The organism is Shimia haliotis (genome assembly GCF_900114415.1).
GTDB classification, from domain to species: domain Bacteria; phylum Pseudomonadota; class Alphaproteobacteria; order Rhodobacterales; family Rhodobacteraceae; genus Shimia; species Shimia haliotis.
In genome coordinates, this window is the sequence record NZ_FOSZ01000010.1 from 44,670 (window position 1) to 69,403 (window position 24,734).

Annotated in this window: 25 protein-coding genes; 11 read left to right on the plus strand and 14 right to left on the minus strand. The window is 58.6% G+C overall.

Annotation, left to right across the window (positions count from 1 at the left end; genetic code table 11):
• Positions 1-729 carry a hypothetical protein gene (locus BM069_RS17835; protein WP_093325730.1) on the minus strand — a complete coding sequence of 243 codons (729 nt, stop codon included), beginning with the start codon at positions 727-729 and terminating at the stop codon, positions 1-3.
• Between the two features lie 95 nt (positions 730-824).
• Positions 825-1,421, minus strand: a complete 597-nt coding sequence (locus tag BM069_RS17840; protein WP_093325731.1) for a GcrA family cell cycle regulator — start codon at positions 1,419-1,421, stop codon at positions 825-827.
• Positions 1,422-1,559: 138 nt separating this feature from the next.
• Between BM069_RS17840 and BM069_RS17845 the strand changes: the two genes are divergently transcribed.
• Positions 1,560-2,360, plus strand: coding sequence for an ABC transporter permease (locus tag BM069_RS17845; RefSeq protein ID WP_425288694.1), 801 nt, complete (start codon positions 1,560-1,562; stop codon positions 2,358-2,360).
• Here the strand turns inward: BM069_RS17845 and BM069_RS17850 are convergent.
• From BM069_RS17850 to BM069_RS17860, 3 genes are read right to left on the minus strand one after another with little or no spacing between them, the layout of a single operon-like run.
• Positions 2,350-3,684: an MATE family efflux transporter gene (locus tag BM069_RS17850; RefSeq protein WP_093325733.1), complete on the minus strand. Its 1,335-nt coding sequence runs from the start codon at positions 3,682-3,684 to the stop codon at positions 2,350-2,352. The genes BM069_RS17845 and BM069_RS17850 overlap by 11 nt on opposite strands.
• On the minus strand, positions 3,677-4,186 hold the full coding sequence (locus BM069_RS17855; protein ID WP_093325734.1) for a PaaI family thioesterase: 510 nt from the start codon (positions 4,184-4,186) through the stop codon (positions 3,677-3,679). Before BM069_RS17855 ends, BM069_RS17850 begins: the two co-directional genes overlap by 8 nt.
• Positions 4,186-4,608, minus strand: coding sequence for a PaaI family thioesterase (locus BM069_RS17860; RefSeq protein WP_093325736.1), 423 nt, complete (start codon positions 4,606-4,608; stop codon positions 4,186-4,188). Before BM069_RS17860 ends, BM069_RS17855 begins: the two co-directional genes overlap by 1 nt.
• A 116-nt stretch (positions 4,609-4,724) precedes the next feature.
• Here BM069_RS17860 and BM069_RS17865 point away from each other — a divergent pair, with 116 nt between their 5' ends.
• The gene (locus tag BM069_RS17865) at positions 4,725-5,102 is read left to right on the plus strand and encodes a MerR family transcriptional regulator (protein WP_093325737.1); all 378 of its coding nucleotides are present in this window, start codon (positions 4,725-4,727) and stop codon (positions 5,100-5,102) included.
• A 23-nt stretch (positions 5,103-5,125) separates the two neighbouring features.
• Here the strand turns inward: BM069_RS17865 and BM069_RS17870 are convergent, their stop codons facing one another.
• Together BM069_RS17870 and BM069_RS17875 are read right to left on the minus strand one after the other, a co-directional pair.
• A complete protein-coding gene (locus tag BM069_RS17870; protein WP_139216242.1) occupies positions 5,126-5,893 on the minus strand; it encodes a hypothetical protein in 768 nt (255 codons plus the stop codon).
• A complete protein-coding gene (locus BM069_RS17875) occupies positions 5,890-6,960 on the minus strand; it encodes a GSCFA domain-containing protein (protein WP_093325823.1) in 1,071 nt (356 codons plus the stop codon). The genes BM069_RS17870 and BM069_RS17875 overlap by 4 nt, the downstream gene beginning before the upstream one ends.
• 341 nt (positions 6,961-7,301) lie before the next feature.
• Here BM069_RS17875 and BM069_RS17880 point away from each other — a divergent pair, with 341 nt between their 5' ends.
• From BM069_RS17880 to BM069_RS17905, 6 genes are all read left to right on the plus strand, one after another.
• Complete coding sequence (locus tag BM069_RS17880) at positions 7,302-7,703, plus strand: MerR family transcriptional regulator (RefSeq protein WP_093325740.1); 402 nt, start codon at positions 7,302-7,304, stop codon at positions 7,701-7,703.
• Between the two features lie 18 nt (positions 7,704-7,721).
• Positions 7,722-9,497 carry an acyl-CoA dehydrogenase C-terminal domain-containing protein gene (locus BM069_RS17885; protein WP_093325742.1) on the plus strand — a complete coding sequence of 592 codons (1,776 nt, stop codon included), beginning with the start codon at positions 7,722-7,724 and terminating at the stop codon, positions 9,495-9,497.
• A gap of 73 nt (positions 9,498-9,570) precedes the next feature.
• Positions 9,571-9,783: a hypothetical protein gene (locus tag BM069_RS17890; protein ID WP_093325743.1), complete on the plus strand. Its 213-nt coding sequence runs from the start codon at positions 9,571-9,573 to the stop codon at positions 9,781-9,783.
• A gap of 301 nt (positions 9,784-10,084) precedes the next feature.
• The gene (locus BM069_RS17895) at positions 10,085-10,723 is read left to right on the plus strand and encodes a glutathione S-transferase family protein (protein ID WP_093325825.1); all 639 of its coding nucleotides are present in this window, start codon (positions 10,085-10,087) and stop codon (positions 10,721-10,723) included.
• Positions 10,724-10,745: 22 nt separating this feature from the next.
• Complete coding sequence (locus BM069_RS17900; protein ID WP_093325745.1) at positions 10,746-11,957, plus strand: acetyl-CoA C-acetyltransferase; 1,212 nt, start codon at positions 10,746-10,748, stop codon at positions 11,955-11,957.
• A gap of 24 nt (positions 11,958-11,981) precedes the next feature.
• The gene (locus BM069_RS17905; protein WP_093325746.1) at positions 11,982-14,183 is read left to right on the plus strand and encodes a 3-hydroxyacyl-CoA dehydrogenase NAD-binding domain-containing protein; all 2,202 of its coding nucleotides are present in this window, start codon (positions 11,982-11,984) and stop codon (positions 14,181-14,183) included.
• A gap of 123 nt (positions 14,184-14,306) precedes the next feature.
• Here the strand turns inward: BM069_RS17905 and BM069_RS17910 are convergent, their stop codons facing one another.
• A complete protein-coding gene (locus BM069_RS17910) occupies positions 14,307-14,753 on the minus strand; it encodes a MarR family winged helix-turn-helix transcriptional regulator (protein ID WP_212611561.1) in 447 nt (148 codons plus the stop codon).
• A gap of 2 nt (positions 14,754-14,755) precedes the next feature.
• Between BM069_RS17910 and BM069_RS17915 the strand changes: the two genes are divergently transcribed.
• The gene (locus tag BM069_RS17915) at positions 14,756-15,187 is read left to right on the plus strand and encodes an abscisic acid-deficient protein Aba4 family protein (protein WP_212611562.1); all 432 of its coding nucleotides are present in this window, start codon (positions 14,756-14,758) and stop codon (positions 15,185-15,187) included.
• Positions 15,188-15,338: 151 nt separating this feature from the next.
• Here the strand turns inward: BM069_RS17915 and BM069_RS17920 are convergent, their stop codons facing one another.
• A complete protein-coding gene (locus tag BM069_RS17920) occupies positions 15,339-15,980 on the minus strand; it encodes a Hint domain-containing protein (RefSeq protein ID WP_170846789.1) in 642 nt (213 codons plus the stop codon).
• A 335-nt stretch (positions 15,981-16,315) separates the two neighbouring features.
• Here BM069_RS17920 and BM069_RS17925 point away from each other — a divergent pair, with 335 nt between their 5' ends.
• Positions 16,316-17,944 (plus strand): AMP-binding protein, encoded by a 1,629-nt coding sequence (locus BM069_RS17925; RefSeq protein WP_093325749.1) that lies wholly within the window; start codon positions 16,316-16,318, stop codon positions 17,942-17,944.
• 100 nt (positions 17,945-18,044) lie between these two features.
• Complete coding sequence (locus tag BM069_RS17930; protein ID WP_093325751.1) at positions 18,045-19,052, plus strand: hypothetical protein; 1,008 nt, start codon at positions 18,045-18,047, stop codon at positions 19,050-19,052.
• A 44-nt stretch (positions 19,053-19,096) separates the two neighbouring features.
• Here the strand turns inward: BM069_RS17930 and BM069_RS17935 are convergent, their stop codons facing one another.
• The 5 genes from BM069_RS17935 to BM069_RS17955 all read right to left on the minus strand — a co-directional run bounded on the left by BM069_RS17935 (position 19,097) and on the right by BM069_RS17955 (position 24,733).
• Complete coding sequence (locus BM069_RS17935; RefSeq protein WP_093325752.1) at positions 19,097-20,530, minus strand: SPOR domain-containing protein; 1,434 nt, start codon at positions 20,528-20,530, stop codon at positions 19,097-19,099.
• Between the two features lie 77 nt (positions 20,531-20,607).
• Positions 20,608-21,240 (minus strand): uracil phosphoribosyltransferase, encoded by a 633-nt coding sequence (gene upp, locus BM069_RS17940; RefSeq protein ID WP_093325754.1) that lies wholly within the window; start codon positions 21,238-21,240, stop codon positions 20,608-20,610.
• On the minus strand, positions 21,237-22,223 hold the full coding sequence (locus BM069_RS17945) for an adenosine deaminase (RefSeq protein ID WP_093325755.1): 987 nt from the start codon (positions 22,221-22,223) through the stop codon (positions 21,237-21,239). Before BM069_RS17945 ends, upp begins: the two co-directional genes overlap by 4 nt.
• Positions 22,220-23,428 carry a phosphopentomutase gene (locus tag BM069_RS17950; protein ID WP_093325757.1) on the minus strand — a complete coding sequence of 403 codons (1,209 nt, stop codon included), beginning with the start codon at positions 23,426-23,428 and terminating at the stop codon, positions 22,220-22,222. Before BM069_RS17950 ends, BM069_RS17945 begins: the two co-directional genes overlap by 4 nt.
• Entirely contained in the window at positions 23,429-24,733 is a 1,305-nt protein-coding gene (locus tag BM069_RS17955; RefSeq protein WP_093325758.1) for a thymidine phosphorylase, read from the minus strand. It lies immediately after the preceding gene.
• Position 24,734: the final 1 nt, after the last annotated feature.

Sequence of the window (24,734 nt, forward strand, 5' to 3'; positions counted from 1 at the left end):
TCACAGCGCCCCCGCGCCGCTATAGATCACAACGGCCAGCACCGCCGTTGCCACTCCAATCAGAAAGGCCCGCGTGTTGACCCGCGCGCGGGCCGGCAACTTAAGCCGTACTGACAGGATAATGATAATGCCCCCGACAAGCGCCGTCGCCACCGACTGAAGCGGATTATAGCGCTCGATCTCTGTGCCGGCGTAGGCCCCGACAAACATCGCCGCAACAAACAGCCAACGCATCCACCGGTCAAAGTCTTCCGGATACATCCGGTACAGGAATTTGTTCACACCGAACAAATGCAATGTAAACACCACAGCCGACGTCACATAAACGCCCGACCCCAGATTGTTCAAATGCACCACCGTCGCCCCGATCAAGGCGCTATAAACCGAGAACGAGAGCACATTCAGGGTCAACCCCAGAGGCGCGGGGCGGCTGGAATGCCTCTTAAAATCAACAAGGTAGTAGGTCAAAAAACCCAAGAGCATGTAAAAATAGAGCTGATGATCCACAATTCCGCGCGCTGCACCGCTTCCATCGCGCAAGCCAGTGGACATGGTGCCGATTTTCGGCAGCAAATAGAGAAACGCATACCCAAGACCAAGGCCAGAAGAATAGTCCAGCAACCAGCGGGACACCGTCGGATAGGCCGCAAAAATCCGTGTCGCGCCGATATGCGCTGAGCAGATCACAATCAATGTGGCCGCTTCATAAAGGCTTATCACTCCAACCACTTGTTCGCTCCACTCTGCTCATCCCGCTTAGTAGCACACAAAAAAACCCCAAGGATCAACGCCTCGGGGTTTTCCAAAGTCACAAAAGACAGGATTTACCGCTTCCGGTCACGACGTGCACTCATCGGCTGGAACGCCACGCCGACATGCGCCTCGCAATAGGGCTTGCCAGCTTGCACGGGCAGACCGCAGAACCAGAACTCATCTGTTGCAGGATCGCCAACAGGCCACTTACAGGTCCGTTCTGTCAATTCCATCAGCGTCAGTTTCTTCGCCGATTTTTCAACCTCGTTCACTTTGGCCAGCGCTTCAGGGCTGATCTCGTTCGCAGAGGGCTGCGGCGGCAGCGGTTGTCCAGCCGGAATGATCGCCTTGCGCAAAGACTGCGCAGGCTTGGCAGCCACGGCCGGCTCCGTCTTGGGTTCCGGCTTGGGTTCAGGCTTCGCTTCTGCCTTGGGTTTTGGCGCTGCCTTCGGTTTTGCCGCGGCCTTGGGTTTCGGCGCTGCCTTCGGCTTGGCCTCAGCGGATTTCGCCCCGCCACCCGAAGACCGGTTGGAGAGCCCCAAACGGTGCACCTTGCCGATCACAGCGTTGCGAGTCACCCCGCCCAATTCCTTGGCGATCTGGCTGGCCGACTGGCCCTCGCCCCACATCTTTTTCAATAGTTCAACGCGATCGTCGGTCCACGACATGCCATATTTCCTCAGCTAAAAAGCGGCCCCCAAAAGGACCGCCCCGCATTTCTTGGTCAGAGGCCTATTCTAATCACCCCAGCCCGAGTTACAAGGCAGAGAATCAGCCAGCAGCACTCGGAACGTAGGGAAATGAGCATGGAAAACGTTGAAATGGGCGTGCGCCGCTTCGGTCGGGTCAATTGGCTGGGCCTGAAAACGCTCGCTATGCGCGAAATTCTCCGTTTCACAACAGTTTGGACCCAAACCCTGCTCGCCCCGCTTGTGACCGCCGGCCTGTTCCTTCTGATCTTTTCCATCGCAATCGGGCCAAGCCGCGGCGACGTGATGGGCGTGAACTTCATCACGTTCCTTGCACCAGGGATCATGATGATGACAGTGATCCAGAACGCCTTTGCCAACACATCGTCCTCGCTTGTGATCTCAAAGGTTCAGGGCAACATCGTGGACACGCTGATGCCCCCTCTTTCTCCGCTGGAAATGGTGCTTGGCTATCTCGCGGGCGCGGTGACTCGCGGGCTGTTTGTGGCAATCGCAATTCTTCTGGCGCTGATGCTCTTTCTGAACATCGTGCCGGTGCATCCGCTCTGGACGCTTCTTTTTGTTGCCATGGGCGGTGCCCTCCTTGGCGCCATTGGCTTGGTCGCGGGCATCTTCGCCAACAAGTTCGATCAGATGGCCGCTATCACAAACTTTATTGTGACCCCTTTGGCCTTTCTGTCCGGCACCTTCTATTCCGTCGAAGCCCTGCCCCCCGCACTCAACACCTTCACGCATTTCAATCCGGTGTTCTATCTTATCGACGGCGCACGCTATGGTGTGATCGGCACATCCGACAGCGCCCCCGAACTGGGTCTTGCCGTCGTGGGCGGCACAACCCTCACCGTTGTTTTTGTCGCGTGGGCAATGATCAAAAGCGGCTACCGGCTCAAGAACTGACGCCCACCGAACGTTCCAGCCGAGGATAGCGCATCCCCAAAGTAACACCGCGCGCGGCGAAACTGATCAAAAGAGCCATCCACAGGCCGTGATTGCCGTATGCTGGAATGAGCAGCGCCAAGGCGAGCGCGTATATCGCCAATGACACAGCCATCATGTCGCGCATATCTTTGCTGCGCGCCGCGCCGATGAAAATGCCATCCAGCACAAACGGTGCGACACCCAGAATCGGCGAAATGATCACCCAAACCAAATACTCCCGCGCCAGCAGCCTCAAATCCGCCGCCGTGGTCATTGCGTCAATCAACAACCACCCGCCAAGACCATAGACAACGGACAACAAAACCGACCCCACAACGGCCCAGACACTGCCCATCGCAGAAGCCCTGCGGAACGCCTTCCGGTTTCCAGCCCCAAAGGCCTGCCCCACCAGCGCCTCTATCGCAAAGGCGAACCCGTCCAGGGCATGCGCGGTGATGTATAGGAACTGCAAAAGAACCTGATTGGCGGCCAACACATCATCGCCAAATCCGGCCCCAAAGAACATGAACGCCAGAAAAATCGCCTGCAACATCAGGGAGCGCAGCAAAATATCACGGTTCACCGCTGCCATCTCAGTCAGGGCCGCGCGGTCAAAAACCCGGGACCAGTCGCGCCACGCAGGTCGCATAAACGCGTCGCGGCACATCCAAAGCGCAAGCGCGCAACCGGAAATTTCGGCAATCACCGTGGCGGTTGCGACCCCACCAACTCCCCAGCCAAGTCCAAGCACAAACCACAGGTCCAGAAGGATGTTCAGCCCGTTCATCCAGATCTGAATGACCAAAACCGCCCGCCCGCGTTCAAGCGCAATCAACCAGCCCGTCAGCCCATACAACGCAATCGCGGCGGGCGCTGACCAGATGCGGATCGACAGATATTCCCGCGCCATCGCCTCCACCTCGGGCGAGGCAGGCGACACATAAAACGCCCCCCGAAACAGCCAGACCTGCAAGGCGACAATCAGCATGCCTCCGCCAAAGCCCACCATGACCGCCCGCGTCAGCATCGCCGCCACTTCACCTGATCGTCCAGCCCCCTGCGCCTTCGCGGTCAGGCCGGTTGTGCCCATCCGCAGAAAACCAAAGACCCAATAGATCACGCTCAGGATGATCGCGCCGATACCCACCGCGCCAATCGGTGCCGCCTGCCCCATCTGGCCGACAACCCCAGTGTCCACAGCGCCCAAAATCGGCACCGTGGCGTTGCTCAGAACAATCGGAAGTGCCGTGCGCAAAATGCGGCGGTGGGTGATGTCCCCGACGCCGCCCGCCGCCTCACTCATCCGGCGTGGGCATCACAAAATGCCCCATCGCCTGTGCAAAAGGCTGGTCCCTTTGATCCTGCCACGCTTCGACCTGCACCGACGCATACCGCCGTCCCGAACGTGTAACACGTGCGCGTGCATAGGCGTCACGCGGCAACCCAGATCTCAGGTAATCCACTGTAAAATCGATGGTTTTCGGCAAACGTGGCAAGTGCCCACGGGTGAGTTCTTCGACATCAAAACGCCCCGCCTCGATGTCATCCCAAAGACTGGCCCACGCCAACCCGATGACGGCGGTGGTCTCAAGGAATCCGGCTGTCACTCCGCCATGAATGGCCGGCAGCATCGGATTGCCAATGAGCTTGTCATCATAGGGCAAAACCGCTGTCAGCTCGTCGCCGCGCCGGTCAAATTCGATGCCCAAAAACTGAATATAAGGCACCCCATGCACCAGCGCCGACAAGGCGGTATCACGGCGTTGCTTTACGACCTGAACGGGATCTGGACGGGACCGCGGCATTATCTTCTCTCCACCGTAAAGGCACCTGTGGCCGTGGCCACAGGTTGATCTGCATCATCATCAACAGCCGTGGCCCGCACAAACGCCACCGACCGCGTGATGTGGTAACATTCGGCCCGCGTGCGGATCGCCTGTCCCGGTGTTGCGGCACGCATATAGTCGATCCGCAAATCAATTGTGGCTGTGCCACTGGGGGACGAAGGATGGCTCATCGCGGCCGCGCCACAGCATGTATCCATCAAGGCCGACACCGCGCCGCCATGCAAAACGCCTGTTTCTGGATCGCCCACGATCTGCTCGCTATAGGGCAACTCCATCTCGGCCACTCCATCGCCAATGTCGGTTAGTTTCATGCCCAGCGCCTGACAATGCGGAATCAGATTTATGAACTGTTCGGCAAACTTTGACTTATCGCCCTGCATTTTGATCCTCGGGGTTGTTTGCGGCAAATAAGATCGACATTTTAGCGCAGGAGCAAGAGCCCCTGTTGCACGGCTCAGACAAGATAACTAAGTTCCGCGGCGAGGAGACCTGCCAAATGAGCGAAAATCGCCTGTCTTTCAAAGAAATGTGTGCCCGATTCGACGTCACCCCGAGAACGTTGCGTTACTACGAGTACATTGAACTTCTGACCCCCGACCGCGAAGGCCGCAGCCGGTATTTCGGCCCCAAGGAAATTGCCCGCATGACGTTGATTATGCGTGGCCGCCGCTTCGGCATCAAACTCGAAGACATCCGCCAGTGGCTGTTGATCTATGAACACGAAGGCACATCCGCACAGATGCAGGCCTTTGTCGACATGGCTGACCGCCAATACGCCGAACTTTTGGAACAACGTGAGCAGCTCGACGAAGCGATGCGTGAACTCAAGGAACTGCGCGATGAGACCGCCGGCTTCCTGACCAAGGCCAAATAGTTACGCCCAAGCCACCGCCCGCGTCAGATGTCCCACCGGTTCCAACAAGTCCGGCCGTAAAGGCTGTTCATGTGAAACACGTCGTTTTCCCTGTGCGCTGTGGCATTTTCAGCCTCCGCCCTAAACAGAACCGAGCCGCGTGAAAACTCGGCTTTGGTCATCACCCCGTCCCGCAAGGTCTCTTCCGGTTGATTGAGGATTTCAAACCCTTCCTCCCGCAACCGCGCCTCACTCAGCGCCATCATCTTGTGAACAAAGGCCTGATCGCCGTTGTCGAGAATGGGCTGCATCTGTTCCGCGCGCCATTCAATCTCAAACAGACTCTCTGAACAAAACGCCTGCCATGCCAGATAGATCGGCTTGTCGGTGACACGCCGCAACACACGGGCGCAATGCATCAACATAGATGCGTCAATGCCCTCCCAAAGCGTGTCTGCAATAACCGCATCACTGACAAAATGAGACGCTTCATGGCTGGTGCTGGGCGTTGCAAAATTGCGGTAGTTGTTAAACACCGGCGTCGGGAAAAACCCCATGCCCGCCAACACGAATGCGTCAAAATCGGCGACTTTGACGCCACCGCCTGTGCCGGAAATTTTACGGAAAAACTCGGCCGCCTTGGCATCGCGGGGAATGACTTCGCCATCCACCACGTCCAAAGTGGCCATGCCATCAGACAAAGCGCCAAAAAATGTCGGGTGAATGTCGGTGCGCGGCGCAATGCCTGCGTGCCATCCATCCTTGAGCGCGGCCACATGTGAATTGCCCATCACGCAAATTTGCCGACTCATTTCTGAAACGCCTCCAAAAGCACTTCCTCGCAAACCACATCCCCCTCATCCACAGCCGCAGTTTTCGCAGGCTTTGATTTGCCTTTAACTGCTCCGCCTTTTGGGTCGTGCTGCTCAAGAAAGGCCGCCATCGCGGTATTTACGCCGCTTTCCGTCACGTTGCGCATGTTGGGTTCAAAAAACATCCCGCGCGTCGCCGGCGCGGTGATCAACTCATATGACGGGAAATAATCCACGTCGCGATAGGTCTCAAACAACTCCCCCGCGACTCCCCGCAAGACCGACTTGGAATAGGTCGACGCCGCCAACACATGCTGACCCGACGCAGTGGCCGTCAACGGCACAGGCGACACCGTCACGATGCTCTTCAAAGGTTTGCTCCGCTCGCGCTTAAGCAAACGCTTCAGCTTCACGAAATCACCAAGCACCCGCCCATGCCGATGGTTCTGAAATTCATAGGCATCGTCATCAAAACTGCCCGCGATGGTTCCTGGCGCGGTTGGATATACGGTGCCGCTCTCCTTGTGCGCCCATGTCTCCGTCAGCCCAAAGGTAAAAACAAAGACATCCATTTCCAGAAGCATTTGACGCACATAGGCCAAATGTCCCTCACGCGCTCTGAGAACCTGCTCCGCGGTGTCAAACCCGCCTGGTTCCACGTTTGGCCTCTGGGCGTCAAAAAAGCGCCCATTGCGTTCCCAAACCCGATCCTGCGGCACCGAGATCGAAAAAGCCTCTCGCGCCAATTGCAGCATTTGCGCCGCCGTATAGATATTGCCGTACCGACAGGTGTAGATTCCGAACCCATATGTCTTGGCCAGCTCCGCGCTCATCCCGCGCGGGGCTGGCTCATACTGCATCACGTTAAACTTGCGGCTTCTAAGGTGGCGGGCGATATGCTGCGCGAAACAGCTTCCGGCGGTTGCGATCGCATCGCGCCGAGAGATGCGAAACTTGCGCCGATAAATGCCCTCTATCGCCAATGGATCTTGTTGCGCGACGCCCGACCGCCAATACCCGCGCTTTGGCACATCCTCATAAGGGGATGTCTTCGGTGAATTACCCATACACTGCTCTCTATCCGCCACACCAATTTCCGCGACAGGAAAAGTCCCGCTTTGGCCGGCCATGCGACACCCGTTGCGCCGCCATTTTTTTCCAGAATCGCAAAAGCTTGCGGGGCACGTCAACCATTTCTTTGGAATTCCGGCGCACGACAAAACAGGCACGACCCTCACTCAAGCCATCGCTATGTCCCAATAATTTTACAAAAAGGAACCTAACGTCATTGGACCTTCCGTCACTTATTTTGTGACGCAACGTCCCTCTTACGTTAACGTAAAGCAGTACTGTATTCCTTCGGCAGTCACCCCATCTGCTCACCAGAGAAGAGAGCCTAGGAGGACCAATGAGCGAAGACCTTTTGACGATCCGCGAGATGTGCGACGCCTATGACGTCACCCCGCGCACTTTGCGTTTCTATGAATCCAAGGAACTGTTGTTCCCGATCCGCGAGGGCCAGAAGCGCCTGTTCACCAAACGGGATCGCGCCCGTCTGAAACTGATCTTGCGCGGGAAACGGTTCGGGTTTTCCCTCGAAGAAATCCGCCAGCTTCTCGACCTTTATGACATGGGCGACCAACAGGCGACCCAGCTGCGACGCACCTTCAACGTCGCTCAGCAGCGCCTGAAAGACATGGAAGAGCAGCGCGATGAGCTGAATGAGGCCATCGACGACCTGCGTGAACAACTGAAGTGGGGCGAGAAAATTGTCGCCGACTTCGAAAACGAACAAAAAGCTGCACAGTAAGTCCAAGGGAAAAGACACATGCCAACTTACACCGCTCCGGTAAAAGACATTCAATTCGTCCTGCACGATGTTCTGAACGTTTCCAACTCAGACGTCCCCGGCTACTCCGACATGGAAGCCGACTTCACCAACGCCGTGCTCGAAGAAGCCGGCAAGCTGACCGGCGAAGTGCTGGCACCGCTGAACGTTGTGGGCGACCACGAAGGCTGCCGTCTTGAGAACGGCGTCGTTTATACGCCGACCGGCTTCAAAGCCGCGTTTGAGCAGGTCAAAGAAGGTGGCTGGACCGGCCTCGACATGCCAGAGCAGTACGGCGGTCAAGAACTGCCATACGTTCTGTCCACCGCCGTCGGCGAAATGTTCTCCTCCTCCAACCAGGCGTTCACCATGTACCAGGGTCTGACCCACGGTGCAGCGGCGGCGATCCTGGCCCATGGTACAGACGAGCAGAAAGACAAATGGCTGCCGAAAATGGTTTCCTGCGAGTGGACCGGCACCATGAACCTGACCGAGCCGCACTGCGGCACCGATCTGGGCCTGATGCGCACCAAAGCAGAGCCTCAGGATAACGGTTCCTACAAAATCTCCGGCCAGAAGATCTTTATCTCTGCGGGTGATCACGACATGGCCGACAACATCGTCCACCTCGTGCTGGCCAAAGTGCCCGGCGGACCCGAAGGCATCAAAGGCGTGTCGCTCTTTATCGTGCCGAAATTCATCGTTGATGACGAAGGCAACATCGGCGCACGCAACGGCGTATCCGTGGGCAACATCGAGAAAAAGATGGGCATCCACGGCAACTCAACCTGCGTGCTGAACTACGATGAGGCCGAAGGCTACCTGTTGGGTGATCTGAACAAAGGCATGCGCGCCATGTTCACCATGATGAACGAGGCCCGTCTGGGTGTGGGCATGCAGGGTCTGGCCGCTGCTGAAGTGGCGTATCAGAACGCCGTGGACTATGCCAAAGACCGCCTGCAGGGTCGTGCCGTGACCGGCGTTGAGAACCCCAACGGTCCGGCTGATCCGCTGATCGTGCACCCTGATATCCGCCGCTCGCTGATGGATCAGAAATCCTTCTCCGAAGGCGCGCGCGCATTCATTCTCTGGGGCGCCCAGATGATCGACGCCGCGCACCGCAAGAACGACAAGGATGCAGACGGCCTCGTGTCGCTGCTGACACCCGTCATCAAAGGCTTCCTCACCGACGAAGGCTACGACATGACAGTCAAAGCCCAGCAGATCTATGGCGGCCACGGCTACATCGAAGAGCACGGTATGAGCCAGTTCACCCGCGATGCACGTATCGCGATGATCTATGAAGGTGCTAACGGTGTTCAGGCGCTGGACCTCGTGGGTCGCAAGTTGGCCCAAGACGGCGGCAAGCACGTGATGGCGTTTTTCGACATCGTCAAAAACTTCTGCAAAGACAATGCAGAAGACGAAGGTCTCAAGGATTTCATCGTACCGCTGAAAGCCGCGTCCAAGGATCTGCAAGCCGCGGGCATGTACTTCATGCAGACCGGCATGAAGAACCCCAACGACGCGCTCTCTGGCTCCAACGACTTCATGCACCTCTTCGGTCACGTCTGCCTTGGCCTGATGTGGGCACAGATGGCCAAAGCAGCCAACGCAGCCCTTGCCGGCGGCGCATCCGACACCGCGTTCTACGAAACCAAACTGACAACTGGCCGCTACTACATGGCGCGCCGTCTGCCCGCGACCGGCATGCACCTCGCGCGCATCCAGACCGGTGGCGACACTGTGATGGCTCTGGCCGCTGAAAACTTCTGATCTCAGGATCGGCACGTGATTGGGCGGGGAAACCCGCCCTTTCTGACCACCACAGGTATCTTAGGGAGGACAGATGCCAAAACGTTTCCGCCTGACCCGCCGCTTTCCGGTTTCTATGACCGAGGATGGCTATCGCAAACTCAAGAGCTTTGCGGCCGAGACCGGTCTGGACGAAGGCGAGGCCCTGTCCTTTCTCTTTGAGAACTTTGACGCGGTCACTGACGACGACCTGCTGGCGCACCGCTTGCGCCAGTTCAACACCACGCTGGATGAACGAAAACGCTAGGGAGGGCTGCCGTGTTCTGCACACCATCGACCGCCGCGCGCCCTGCCATCGCAGGATGCCTCCGGCGGGAGTATTTTTACAAGAAAGAAGCTGGGGGACGTCCACCCCGCCATCCGGCACTTACGGCGGAACGGCGGGGCTTCTCACTTGACGGTCATCGGCTCTCCAGCCTGTACCGCGCGCCCATTAAGCGCCAGTTAACCTTAACGACAGGTAAACACTCTTCTTTCTTGCACAAATACTCTGCGGGGGTGTGGGGGTGCAAAACCCCCACGCTGTCATGAGCCACTGGGAGGACGGCATGACGATCAAACTCTATTGTTTCGGGGAATCCGGACATTCTTACAAAGCCGCTCTGGCGCTTGAGCTATCAGGGCTGGACTGGGAACCCGTCAAGGTTGACTTCTTTGCGGGTGAGACCCGCTCTGAGGAGTATCGCCAAAACGTCAATGAGATGGGCGAAGCCCCCGTTCTTGTTGATGGCGACAAGACCCTCTCCCAAGCCTCTGTCATTCAGGACTATATCTCTGAGAAAACCGGCAAGTTCGCAGGCCAAAACGACACAGAGCGCCGCGAGATTCTACGTTGGCAATTCTGGGACAATCACAAGTTCTCCTCAGTGGCCGGTATGACCCGTTTCCTGATGAATTTCCTGCCCGAGGACAAACAACCCAAAGAAGTCATTGCGTTCAACCTTGGCCGCCTCAAAGGTGCCTATGACATTCTCAACAAGCATCTTGAGGGCCGCAACTTCATTGTGGGGGACGCGCTCACCAACGCCGACCTGACCTGCTGTTCCTATCTCTATTATCCCGAGCCCTTTGGTTTTGACCGTGCGGATTGGCCCAACATCGACCGCTGGCTCACCAATATTTCTGAAACACCGGGGTGGAAACATCCCTATGACCTGATGCCCGGCTCCCCCGCGGACCGCGCCTGAAGACCCTGACAAGGAGATCAAAATGACCGAAGCCTATATTTATGACGCCGTGCGCACCCCGCGCGGCAAAGGCCGCAAGGACGGCAGCCTGCACGAAGTGTCCTCGCTGAACCTGTCCACCACCGTTCTGAACGCTTTGAAAGAACGCAACAACCTCGAAGGCCATGCCGTTGAGGACGTAATCTGGGGCAACGTGACTCAGGTTAAAGAAAACGGCGGCTGCCTCGCACGCACCGCGGTTCTTGCCTCTGATCTGGACGAAATGATCCCCGGCCTTGCCATCAACCGTTTCTGCGCCTCCGGCATGGAAGCAGTGAACCTCGCGGCAAACCAGGTCAAAGGCGGCGCGGGCAAAGCCTATATCGCTGGCGGCGTCGAAGCCATGAGCCGCGTCCCTATGGGCTCGGACGGTGCGGCATTCGCGGTTGATCCGTCCGTCGCGATGGACATGTATTTTGTGCCACAGGGCATCTCTGCGGACATCATTGCAACCGAATACGGCTTCTCCCGTGATCAGGCTGACCAACTGGCTGTTGAATCCCAGCGCCGCGCAGTGGCCGCGTGGGAAGACAAACGGTTCGACGGCTCCATCGTCGCTGTGAAAGATGTCAACGGTCTGACCATTCTGGACAACGACGAATACATCCGCCCCGGCACCGACATGCAGTCGCTTGGCGGCCTGAAGCCCGCCTTCAAAGAGCAAGGCGAAGTCATGCCTGGCTTCGACAAGCTGGCGCTGATGAAGTACCCGCACCTCGAAAAAATCAATCACATCCACCACGCCGGGAACTCCTCGGGCATCGTGGACGGCTCTGCCGGTGTTCTGATCGGCAACAAAGAGTTCGGCGAAGAATACGGCCTGACCCCGCGCGCGAAGATCAAACAGACCGCCAAAATCGGTCTGGACCCGACCATCATGCTCACTGGCCCGGTGCCGGCGACCCAGAAAATCCTGCGCGACGCAGGCATGGACATCAGCGACATCGACCTGTTCGAAGTCAACGAAGCCTTTGCCTCTGTTGTGCTGCGCTTCCAGCAGGCGTTTGATGTGGATCCGTCTATCGTCAACGTGAACGGCGGCTCCATTGCGATGGGCCACCCGCTCGGCGCAACCGGCGCGATCATCATCGGCACCCTGCTTGATGAACTGGAACGCTCCGACAAAGAGACCGGTCTGGCCACGCTGTGCATTGCCTCCGGCATGGGCGCAGCCACCATCATCGAACGCGTGTAATCCGCCACCAACAGGATAAGAAACATGACAGATTTCACAATGAACGTCGGCGACAACGGTGTCGCCATCATCACCTGGGACGTGGCCGAAAAGTCCATGAACGTCCTGCGTCAGGAAGCTTTCGGTGAGCTTGATGCGCTGATCGACGAAGTTCTGAGCAACGACGCCATTAAAGGCGCCGTTATCACCTCGGGCAAAGCCGGCTCCTTCGCTGGCGGCATGGACCTCAACGTTCTGGGCACCATCCGCGCCCAAGCCGGTGACGAACCTGCCAAGGCTCTGTTTGACTTCACCATGGCGGGCCACGGCCTGCTGCGCAAAATCGAACGCGCGGGTATGGACCCCAAAACCAACAAAGGCGGCAAGCCAATTGCCACCGCCCTGCCCGGCACCGCGCTTGGCATCGGTCTGGAGCTGCCGTTGGCCACCCACCGCATCTTCTGTGCCGACAACCCCAAGGCCAAAATCGGCCTGCCGGAAATCATGGTTGGCATCTTCCCCGGAAGCGGCGGCACAACCCGTTTCGTGCGCAAGATGGGCTTCATGGCCGCTTCGCAGTATCTGCTGCAGGGCAAAATGGTTGACCCCAAGAAAGCCAAAGCCGCTGGCATTATCGACGAAGTTGTCGACGATCCAGTTGCGGCAGCCACCGAATGGGTTCTGAACGCCACAGACGCAGACATCGTGAAACCCTGGGATGCCAAAGGCTACAAAATGCCCGGTGGCGATCCCTATCACCCCCAAGGCTTCATGACCTATGTGGGCGCATCCTGCATGGTCAACGCCAACACATGGGGCGTCTATCCGGCAGCCAAGGCGCTTCTGTCTGCCTGCTATGAGGGCGCACAGGTGCCGTTTGACACCGCGCTCAAGATCGAAGCCCGCTGGTTCACCAACGTTCTGATGAACCCGTCGTCTTCTGCCATGATCCAGTCCCTGTTCATCAACAAGGAAGCTCTGGAAAAAGGCGCCAACCGCCCCGCCGTGCCGGACCAGTCCGTCAAAAAGGTCGGCGTTCTTGGCGCTGGCATGATGGGTGCCGGAATCGCGCTTGTGTCCGCTCAGGCTGGCATGGACGTTGTGCTGATCGACACCAATCAGGAAGCAGCCGACCGCGGCAAAGCCTACACCGAGGCGCACCTCGACAAAGGCATGAAGCGCGGCAAGGTGACTGCCGAAAAGAAAGAAGCCATGCTGGGCCGCATCAACGCGACCACCGATCTGCAGGCCCTTTCCGACGTCGATCTGATCATCGAAGCCGTGTTTGAAGACACCGCAGTGAAAGCCGAAATGACCCAAAAGGTCGAGGCGATCATCCCTGCGGACGCGATCTTTGCCTCCAACACCTCGACCCTGCCGATCACCGGTCTGGCCGAAGCATCGGTCCGCAAGGATCAGTTCATCGGCATCCACTTCTTCTCCCCTGTTGAGAAGATGGCGCTGGTTGAGATCATCAAAGGCAACGAAACCGGCGACCGCGCAGTTGCCAAGGCGCTCGATTATGTGCGTCAGATCAAGAAGACCCCGATTGTCGTGAACGACGAGCGTTTCTTCTACGCCAACCGATGCATCATTCCTTACATCAACGAAGGTGTGATGATGGCTGGCGAAGGCGTTGGCCTACCGCTTCTGGACCACGCTGCGCAGCTTCTGGGCTTCCCTGTAGGACCGATCCAGCTGGTGGACGAAACCTCCATGGATCTCGGCGCGAAGATCGCCAAGGCCACCATGGCAGCGATGGGCGATGCCTATCCGAAATCCGTCGCGGATGACGTGACTTTCTGGATGGTCGACGAGGGCCGTCTTGGCCGCAAAGCCAAGGCCGGTTTCTTTGACTACGACGAAAAAGGCAAACGTCTGGGTTACTGGGAAGGCTTCAACGAGAAGTTCGCGCTTCTGGACGACCAGCCTGAACTGACCGAAGTACAGCACCGCCTGATCTTCTCTCAGGTTCTCGAAGCTGTGCGCGCGCTGGAAGCCGGTGTTCTGGAAGACATCCGCGAAGGCGACGTTGGCGCGATCCTCGGCTGGGGCTTCATGCCTTGGTCCGGTGGCCCGTTCAGCTGGCTCGACATCGTTGGCGCCCCTTGGGCCGCCGAGCGTTGCGACGAGTTGGCCGCCAAGTTTGGCGAGCGCTTCTCCTGCCCGCCGCTGCTGCGCGACATGGCGGAGAAGGGTCAGACCTTCTACGGCCGCTTCGGCCCTGGGGCAGAAAAAGCCGCGTAATTGCCAAGCGACACACCAAACAAAGCGCCCGGAGGAACCATCCTCCGGGCGCTTTCATTTCCATAAGTAAGTACGGAATTTCAGCCGTGCCTTCCGTCTGAGGTAACGTTCAAGGTTTGCGCACTATGCAAGCGCATCACCGGTCCCGCCGATCATGCGGCGAAGCAGTCGGGAAAACTGCTCTACTTCGTCGTCCTCCCATAGATCACCGAACAAGTAGCCAGCACGTTTTGAGAACGTCGCAAGGCTCTGTGTCAGCTTCTCTCTGCCGGTATCAGTGGCCACAACGAATACAAGTCTCGCGTCTCGGTCATCGACCTCGCGGCCGACCAATCCGATCTTCTCCATCGGGGCGGCCATACGCGTAATAGTGGATGCACTTACGTGCATGCGCTTGGCCAGATCGACCCGCGACAGGCGGTTCAACGTTGCGCGTTCAAGATGCAGCAACAAGAGAAATTCATTCACAGAAATCCCGTGAACAGCTGAAAATTCGCCTGACAGTCCGTGCCGGAAGTCTTCGGCAACTTGGATCAAACGAAGCGCGTTGGTTGTTGGTAAATCAGTCATAAGTGCATTTTATTGCGAATCGCCTGCATATGCAAGCATATTGCAGCAAACAGCCCTTTCTCTTCAAAACCAATCAGGTGCCTAAAATGTCTTTCGAAATCTTATTCTCGCTTGCCGGCGTTGTTGCCATGTCCGGATGGCTTCTTCTTCTGTTGTCCCCTCTCATGCCCGAATGGTCTGACCGGCTTGCGGGCGTCGTGTTGCCGCTCATGCTGTCGTTTGGCTATCTAATTCTTTTAATTCTTCCGGCGTCAGCCAAAGGCGGCGGGTTTGGTACGCTGGCTGACGTCATGGACCTGTTTTCTTATGAACAAGCGGCACTGGCGGGTTGGGTCCATTTCCTTGCCTTCGACCTGTTTATCGGAGCGTGGCTTGTCGGACAGCAAAGGCGGAAGGAGTACCTTTCATACTGGTCGCACCTTGCCTTCCCGTAATCTTCCTTTTTGGGCCTGCGGGACTAATGGCTTTTCAAGCCGTGCGTGAAACTCTCCGCCGAATAGGTCGGCCACAAATCTAGACCTGCGCCATAAAAAACGCCCGCCGATCCCCCCGGCGGGCGTTTCCTTCTGACCAATAGGAATGTGTTCAAGCGATCGCTTCGCCCTCGAACTCGGTCAGAAGAACCTCAACCAGCGCCCGCGCCGCGTTCACTGGCAACATGTTGTAGTTGGTCGGCGCGCCGAACCGCGGCATCAACCCCGCGCGAGTGCCCCAATGGGCCTGACAGAAAGTCAGCATGCCACCTGCAGCAAAGACCATGTGATCCTCGGCAAACACCGGCAACACAATCTCCGCAGCCCCTTGCGGAGACACCCGCTCAACCCCCGGTATGCACGCAAGCGCCGCCGCCGGTATCACCGCATACGGATCACCAAGGCGATCCGCGACCTCTTCCACTTCCAGCAAAATACCCTGATGTGGCAGCATCAGAACCTCTTCGCGGTTTTCCAACGCTCCGGCAGGCACCAGAACCGGTCGCAGGGTCTCGGGCCACCGCGTTCCTGCACGTACACGATCTTCGCGCACCATGGCGCTCAGTGGCTGAAATCCAGCATCAAAGGTCAGAACCTCGTCGCCTGCATCCAGTTCCCCAACCGCGACCCAACCGTCCGGCGTCGCCACCGGCGTGTCCGCCAGCAGCCCGAAACCGGGACCGGAATAGACCGGTGCCACTTTGCCTTTTTGCGGCGCTATGTCGGTCCACCAATTTTCGCTCGTATCTTTCATCGTCTTCCCCAGGCGCATGTTTTCATGCCTTGGAAAAACAATTCGCTAAGACTTGAGGAGTGATTTGGCCGCAAATTGGGAAAAAATGAGGCACTGTGCGCACCCGCGAAACAGTGCCTATGGTTAATGCATATTAACCCTGTTTCGGGGTCAACATACCCCCTTATCACCACAATCATGCCCTTCCCCAAGCGGGTCACGATCGATTTCTGACACCTTTCGCTCCCGTTTCTCTCTCTGATTCCCCCTTTCGAGCCCGCGTAGAATTACCAACTTCCCAAGCCCGCATTCTGACGGCAATATCGCGCGACCATGATCTGCGGGAGGAGGCAAAAATGGGCTGGATGTCTGATGAAACCGGACTGAACAAACGAGCGGCAAACTATGTTCCGCTGACCCCCTTGTCGGCTCTTAACCGCGCCGCCAAGATTTTCCCTGACAAACTGGCTGTCGCGCACGGCACGCACCGCAAATCTTATGGCGAATACCACGCGCGCTGCACACAACTTGCCTCGGCGCTTGCGTCCATGGGGGTCAAACCCGGAGAGGTGGTCGCCACCATCCTGCCCAACATCCCCGCCGCCGCCGAAGCCCACTTTGGCGTGCCCGCCTGTGGCGCTGTTCTGAACGCCATCAACACCCGCCTTGATGTGGCCACCGTCGCCTACATCTTTGATCACGGCGAAGCCAAAGTTGTTCTGGTCGACAGCGAATTCCTCTCTCTCGCCGAAGCGGCCTGCGCCGAAATGGAGGGCCCTGAGCCTCAAATCATCGAGGTCGCTGCGCCCGACCACGGCCACCCTGCCTCAGGTCGCCACCCCGAATACGAAGCCACCCTCGCCAGTGCTGACACCGCATTTGACTGGATCATGCCCGAGGACGAATGGGAAAGCCTCGCACTCAACTACACCTCCGGCACCACCGGCAAACCCAAGGGCGTGGTCTACCACCATCGTGGCGCGTACCTGAACGCTATGGGACAGGTCCTTAGCTGGCGCATGGTCCTGCACCCCGTCTATCTGACCATTGTGCCGCTCTTTCACTGCAACGGTTGGTGCCACACATGGATGATGCCAATGGTCGGCGGCACGCTGGTCTGCTGCCGTGACATCACCGCCCAAAACATCTTTGACGCCATCGCTGACGAAGGCGTCACGCATTTTGGTGGCGCACCTATTGTGCTCAACATGCTGGTCAACTCACCCGAGGAAGACCGCCGTGTCTTTGATCACACCGTCGAAGTTTTCACGGCAGGTGCCCCCCCAGCCCCCGCCACATTGGCCAAGATCGAACCGATGGGTTTTCACATCACGCAGGTCTATGGCCTGACCGAAGTCTACGGGCCCGCCACCGAATGTCTTTGGGATCATGACCGTTGGGGCGATCTCGAAGGCCACCACCGCGCCGAAATCAAGGCCCGCCAAGGCGTCGAGATGCCATTCATCGACGACGTCGCCGTCATGGACGCTGACATGAACCAGACAACAATGGACGGTGAAACCATTGGCGAAATCATGATCAAGGGCAACGCGGTCATGAAAGGGTATTTCAAAAACCCCGAAGCCACCGAAGAAGCCTTCGCAGGCGGCTATTTCCACTCCGGCGACATCGCGGTGCAACACGGCGACAGCTACGTCCAGATCACCGACCGCGCCAAAGACATCATCATCTCGGGTGGCGAAAACATCTCCTCGGTCGAAGTCGAAGGCGTACTGATGCACCATCCTGCGGTCTCTCTGGCCGCTGTTGTGGCTAAACCGGACGAAAAATGGGGGGAGGTTCCCTGTGCCTTTGTCGAACTTCTCGACGGCGCAGAGGCCACCGAGGCCGAAGTGATTGCCTTCGCCCGCTCTCAACTGGCGGGGTTCAAAACCCCGAAAAAGGTCGTCTTTCAGGAATTGCCAAAGACCTCGACCGGCAAGATCCAGAAATTCGAGCTGCGCAATCTGGCCCGAGATATCTAACGGTTGCGCCGGATGCACCTTGCGTCCTGCGCACGCCCCATTGCCGGGGCAAATCCGCCTGTGCTAAGCCTGAAGAAACAAAAGGCAGAGCAGGCCTTCCATGAGCACCGCACTTCACAAATACGACCGCCTTGAGGCGACCGCAATCTGGCGGGCCTCAACCAAAGACCAGCGCCGCGATGTGATCGTATCGATCGGAGACGCGACACTTGTAATCTCCGATCTTCAGGATCGCGCCATCACCCATTGGTCGATCCCCGCCGTGCGCCGCGCCAATCCAGGAGAGCGCCCCGCGATTTTCCATCCCGATGGCGATGACGGCGAAACCCTGGAATTCGGCGAAGACGAAGGCGAGATGATTGACGCCATCGAGAAGTTGCGCGCCGCTGTATCCCGCCGACAGCCCAAACCCGGTCGTCTGCGCTACGGCATCTTTGGCCTCAGTCTGACCGCGGTTCTCGCTCTCGGTGTTTTCTGGCTTCCGGGTGCGCTGCGCGACCATGCCTTGCGCGTCGCGCCGCCAGCAGCCCGCAGTGACATCGGCGAGGCCATCCTGCGCCACACCACCCGTGTCACCGGCCAGGCCTGCGACGACGACCTCGGACTGATTGCCCTGCGCAAACTGGAAAGGCGTCTGGGCGTCGGTGATATCATGGTGGTCCCCTCCGGCGTGCGCGAGGCCGCTGTTCTTCCGGGTGGCACCGTTCTTCTCAATCGCAACACGGTCGAAGATTTCGAAGAGCCCGACGTGGTCGCCGGTTTTGTAATTGCCACACAAGTCGCCACAGGAGACCCCCTGCAACGCCTGCTCGAAGGCTCCGGCCCGCTCGCAAGCCTGCGCCTTCTCACCACCGGCACCCTGCCCGATAACCTGCTGCGCAGCCACATTGAGGACGTGATCCTCGCACAACCCGACCGCCCCTCCAAAGAGGCGATGATTGACGCCTTCCGGAAACATCGGGTGCGCATCAGCCCCTACGCATACGCGGTTGACCCGTCGGGCGAAGAAACCCTCGAGCTTATCGAAGCGGACCCCTTTGCTGTCACCCCCGAGCCCGTGCTGTCAGACGGCGATTGGGTGGCCCTACAAGGCATTTGCGGCGCCTGAGCTTTCGCCAGACGCCGCAACACATTTCATAATACGCAATTGCTTTACTTGCGCAGGAATGCCCCGCCATACCCGGCGCTCTGCGCCGAACGCAGCGCCGCATCCGCGGCTGCCTGATCTTCAAAAGGCCCCGCCAGCACCATGCGCTGTACACTTCCGGCGCGCTCAACCTTGCCGATCAGCACCGGCAACCCCAGCTTGCGGATTTTTTTGGCCGCAGCTTGGGCCTCGCGCGCGGAGCCATAGGTTGCCACCTGCACATAGGGCGTGCCTGTCAGGCGGATCGACTTCTCGGCAGGCGCCGAACGGGACGACACCACCGGCGCGGCCACATCCGCTGTCATGCCGCCACTGTTGCGAGCCACAACAACTGGCCCGCTTTCGACGGAGCGCGGTATCAGGCGACGCGGCAACTTGCGCGTCCAAATCGCATCGCTTTGTGCCTTGCCGTTAAACGTCATCTCTGCGCGGCGCGCATTCAGACGCCCATCGTCAAAAGCCAACCGATACCCCTCGGGCACTTCGGTCTCCACGTTGTTGACCAAATTTGCTTCATATACGTGTTTGGGCACCACTCGCACGTCCCCGCCCACGTCGCCGAACCGCACAACCGTTCCGACAGGCGGACGGCGCAGCGACGAATTCTGCTGGTTGAACCGCATTTTCGGAGGCGCAGCAGTCGGCGACCCACTGCCTGGCGTATAGGGCAGCTCGGTCTGCGGACCACAGCGCACCTTCAGCCCCTTATAGGTCGACACACCGCCGCGACACGGCGAGGCGCTGCCAGAACTGCGGGCCGGCTGCGTGCCCGTCCGGCGCGTGGTGGGTGCCGTGGTCGTTGTGGTCGTCGTCGTCGGTGCGGCAGGCGCAATCACTGTTGGCGCCGACGCCGTCGACTTTTTCTTGGCTGTTGGCGGCACAGCCACAGGTGTGGTGTACAAAGGTTGCTCTTGCGAGGTGTTGGAAATCGTCAAACCGGTCTGACGCGGCGCGGCCTGTGTCGCTGGCGCTGCACTCGCGGACGAAGTTGTCGTCTTTGGCTTCGTCTTGGTCTTGGTCTTGGTCGTGGATGTTGCAGTCGTTTTCTTGGTGGCCGTCGAAGATGTCGTCGCTTTTGTGCCCGTCGAGGAGCCAAATATCGTCGTCCCTTCAGTCGGCGCGGTCGCCGGCTGAATCTGCACAACATTCTTGTCGATTTTCGGCGGGGGTGCCGTGCCCGCGACGGGCTTGTCAAATGTCGGTTTGAAGCCGCAAACAACCTTGCGATCCCGCGTCACACGCGGCACCCAGGCAACACTTCCGTCGATGCCCGCGCGGATATACACACAGCCGCGGCTGTCGACATACTGTTTGCCTTTATAACTCGCCGGCGGGAATTCTGCCGGTGAGTCCATTGGCGAAAAGGACTGAGCGTGGACCACGCCTAAGCCCAAAGATGCCGCGATCACTCCGAACGCGATGACTCTGGTCAGTTTCATTTTGCCCCCACAAGATGTAGGGGCAACTTTGCCGGATTATTCTATATGAGTAAACCGCTGATATTGTTAAAGTTGCATCAGCGGGTGCCGAACATCCGATCGCCCGCGTCACCGAGCCCTGGCAGGATATAGCCCTTCTCGTTCAGCCGCTCGTCCAGCGCTGCGGTCACAATCGGCACATCCGGATGGGCTTCTTTCATCCGCGCAACACCTTCAGGCGCCGCCAGAAGGCACAGGAAACGGATGTTTTTGGCACCCTGCTTCTTCAGCAAATCGATCGCCGCCACAGACGAATTGCCCGTTGCCAACATCGGGTCCACAGCAATCACCAGCCGCTCGTCCAATTCACTCGGTGCTTTGAAGTAATACTGCACCGGCTCCAGCGTCTCCTCATCACGGTAAAGGCCGACAAACCCGACCCGCGCCGATGGCACCAGTTCCAGCATACCGTCCAGCAACCCATTGCCCGCCCGTAGGATCGACACCAGTGCCAGCTTACGTCCATCCAGCGTCGGCGCGTCCATTTCCACCATCGGCGTCTTGATCCGCTTGGTGGTCATCGGCAACTCTCGCGTCACCTCATAAGCAATCAACTGGCTGATCTCGCGCAAAAGGCGGCGGAACTCGCCCGTGGACGTGCTCTCGTCGCGCATAATCGTCAACTTGTGCTGCACCAGCGGGTGATCAACAACGGTCAGGTGATCCATCAGGCTTTCTCCAATCTCTTGGCTACGGTTTTCTTTGTTTCGGCATCACAGAAGGCGGCGTCAAGCGCAGTCGCATTCAATGCGCGGAAATCTTCTTCGTCCCAGCCAAACGCTTTTTCCAACTCTTCATACTCTCGGCGCATGTTGGTGTGGAAAAACGGCGGATCATCAGTGCTCACCGTGACCTTCACACCCGCATCCCGAAGTTTGGAAATCGGATGGCTGGCGAAATCCGGATACACATCAAGCACAACGTTCGAGCCCGGGCAGACCTCCAAAGTCACACCGCGCTCAACCAGTTCTTTCACCAGATCAGGATCTTCAATCGCCCGCACACCATGCCCGATGCGCTCCACCTTCAAATCGTCGATTGCGTCCCAAACACTTTGCGGTCCAAGAACCTCGCCCGCATGGGTCGTCAGCTGCAATCCCGCTTCACGCGCCTGATCAAAGGCATAGGAAAACGCGCCCTGCGTCAGATGCGCCTCATCGCCGCCCATGCCGAAACCGGTGACAAACGTGCCAGCAGTCTCTGCCGCACAATGGGACGACAGACGGGACTTCTCCGGTCCGAAATGGCGCACCGCAGTCACAACCCCGCGCAGCGTGATACCGTGCTTGGCCTCCGCAGCGGCCGCAGCTTCCTGAATGGCCAACAGATACTCGCGCCAAGCGCCCAAATCACCGCCACCGCAGAAATCGGGGCTTATAAAGCTCTCGGTGTAGACCACACCATTTGCCGCGCTTTCCTCAAGGATCGCTGTCGTCAGGCGGGCAAATTCCTCGGGCCCGGTCAGAACCGAACTCGCCGCCTCATAGACACTCAGGAAATGCACAAAGTTCTCGAAAGCATATCCGCCGTCAGGCGTGAACACCTTGCTCAGATCAACATTTTTCTCATGCGCCAGCTGCTTGATAAACGCTGGCGGCGCTGCGCCTTCATGATGAAGATGCAACTCAATTTTAGGCAAGTCCGCTACGGTCACAAAAAGCTCCTTCCACGCGGGGGTGTCACCCCCAGATGGGTCGCCACGGTCGCGGCCACATCTACAAAATTCAAAAGTCCGGCCTCTTTGGCGCCCACTCCGGCGCACAACACCGGCACACGTTCGCGCGTGTGATCGGTGCCGGACCAACTCGGGTCATTGCCATGATCTGCGGTCAACAGCAACAGATCACCGTCCCGCATCTTGTCCATAAACTGGCCAATCCCCGCGTCAAACCACTCCAACGCACGGGCATAGCCCGAAATGTCGCGGCGATGGCCATACAGGCTGTCGAATTCCACGAAATTTGCAAAGGTCAGACTGCCATCCTCAGCCTCATCCGCCAATTTATGCAAATCCTGCATCAGCTTGGCATCCGCACCTTTTGTGCAATCATCGATGCCCGCCATAGTGAAAATGTCGCCGATCTTGCCAACGCCATGCACCTTCCCACCGGCGTCCTGCACCCAGTTGCTCAACACCTTTTCAGGCGGAGCAATCGCATAATCGCGCCGGTTTGTGGTCCGCGAAAATCCGTTCTCCGCATCCCCGACAAAGGGCCGTGCAATCACCCGACCGATCTTCATGGCATGCAAAGTCGGCGCCAAATCAACACATAGTTTCAGAAGCTTATCGAGGCCGAAGTGGTCCTCATGGGCCGCAATCTGAAACACGCTGTCCGCCGAGGTATAGCAAATCGGGAACCCTGTCCGGATATGTTCTTCTGCCAGATCATTGATGATCACCGTGCCTGAGGCATGGCAGTTCCCGAGGATGCCCTTGGTGCCGGCCAATCGGCACACCTCCGCCACTAAGTCCGCGTCAAAGCAGGGCTCTGTGACCGGAAAGTATCCCCAGTCCCATGGCACCGGCACGCCCGCCAGTTCCCAATGGCCTGACGGGGTGTCTTTGCCTGGCGAATGTTCTGTCGCCGCGCCCCAAACGCCTGTGGGTTCGGCATCCAGCCCTGGCACATCCGCGCCGCTCGCCAATCGTGTCGCCGCTCCGAGGCCCAGCGCATCCAGATGCGGCACCTTCAATGGTCCGCTGCGCCCATCTTCGGCGTCACCAGCAGCGCAGGCCTGTGCGATATGGGCCAGCGTATTGGCGCCCGTGTCCGGAATATTGCCGTTAAAAAATTGCCCCGCATCCGGCGCGCCGCCAATACCAACGGAATCCATCACCACCAAAAACGCACGCGCCATCTACCGGTTCCTCTCATGAATAAGAGGCGGCATATCGGGCATTTCGTCGGAAAGGGCAATCGCAGATCGCACAGCAACCTCCGCAGCGGCAGCCGCGTCCTCACGGCTGGCATGCAGACGCAACAGGGTGTCCCCCACCGCCACCCGATCGCCCAACCGGACCACTTCGGAAAATCCGACCGCCGGATCGATCACATCGCTCTCGACCTGACGTCCGCCACCAAGGCCAACCACCGCCAATCCAAGCGCTTCGCCGTCAATCGCTGACACATATCCGGCCCTCGTCGCTTTCACAGGCCGGATCACCGAGGCTTCCGGCAAGAACCGCCGCCATTCCTCGACAAACCGCACCGGCCCGCCGTGCGCTGCGACCATTTTGCCAAAGGCCTCCGCCGCCGAGCCGTCCGCCAGCGCTGCAACCATCCGCGCCACGCCATCTTCGACATCGGTCGCCAATCCTGCATTCGCCAAAAGCACGCCGCCCAGGGACACGCTCAACTCCGCCATGGGGCCGCCTTTGTCGCCGCACAGCACCTCCATGCATTCCGCGACCTCAAGCGCATTGCCCAAAGACGGTGCCAGGGGTTGGTTCATGTCCGAAATCACCGCGCTTGTCGGGCACCCAGCCAAATTTGCCGTACTCACCAAAGAGTCGGCCAAAGCCTCGGCATCTGCCAGCGTCTTCATAAATGCGCCCGACCCGACCTTTACGTCCAGCACAAGACCTTGCAGCCCCGCAGCCAGCTTTTTAGACAGGATCGACGCCGTGATCAGGTCCAGACTTTCCACTGTCCCCGTCACATCCCGGATCGCATAAAGCCGCTTGTCCGCGGGCGCGATATCGGCTGTTGCGCTCACAATCGACGCCCCACATTCACGCACCACCTGCGCAAACTGTGCCTCATCCAATCCAGTCTGATAGCCCGGAATGGCCTCCAGCTTGTCCAGTGTGCCGCCGGTATGCCCAAGGCCGCGCCCCGACACCATCGGCACATACGCGCCACAGGCCGCCAGCGCGGGTGCCAGAACCAAACTCACGCAATCGCCCACGCCGCCGGTCGAGTGCTTGTCCAACACCGGAGCAGGCAGATCCCACGCCATCGTGTCGCCGCTGTCGCGCATCGCAAGCGTCAACGCCACGCGCCCCTCTTCCGACAGGCCGCGCAAACACACGCCCATCGCAAAGGCCCCCGCCTGTGCATCGCTCACGGTTTTGTCTGCCAAGCCTCTGGCAAACCACGCCAATTCCTCTCGACTTGGGTCTTCCCCGCGTCTCAGCTGGGCAATGATTGCGCGTGCGTCCATG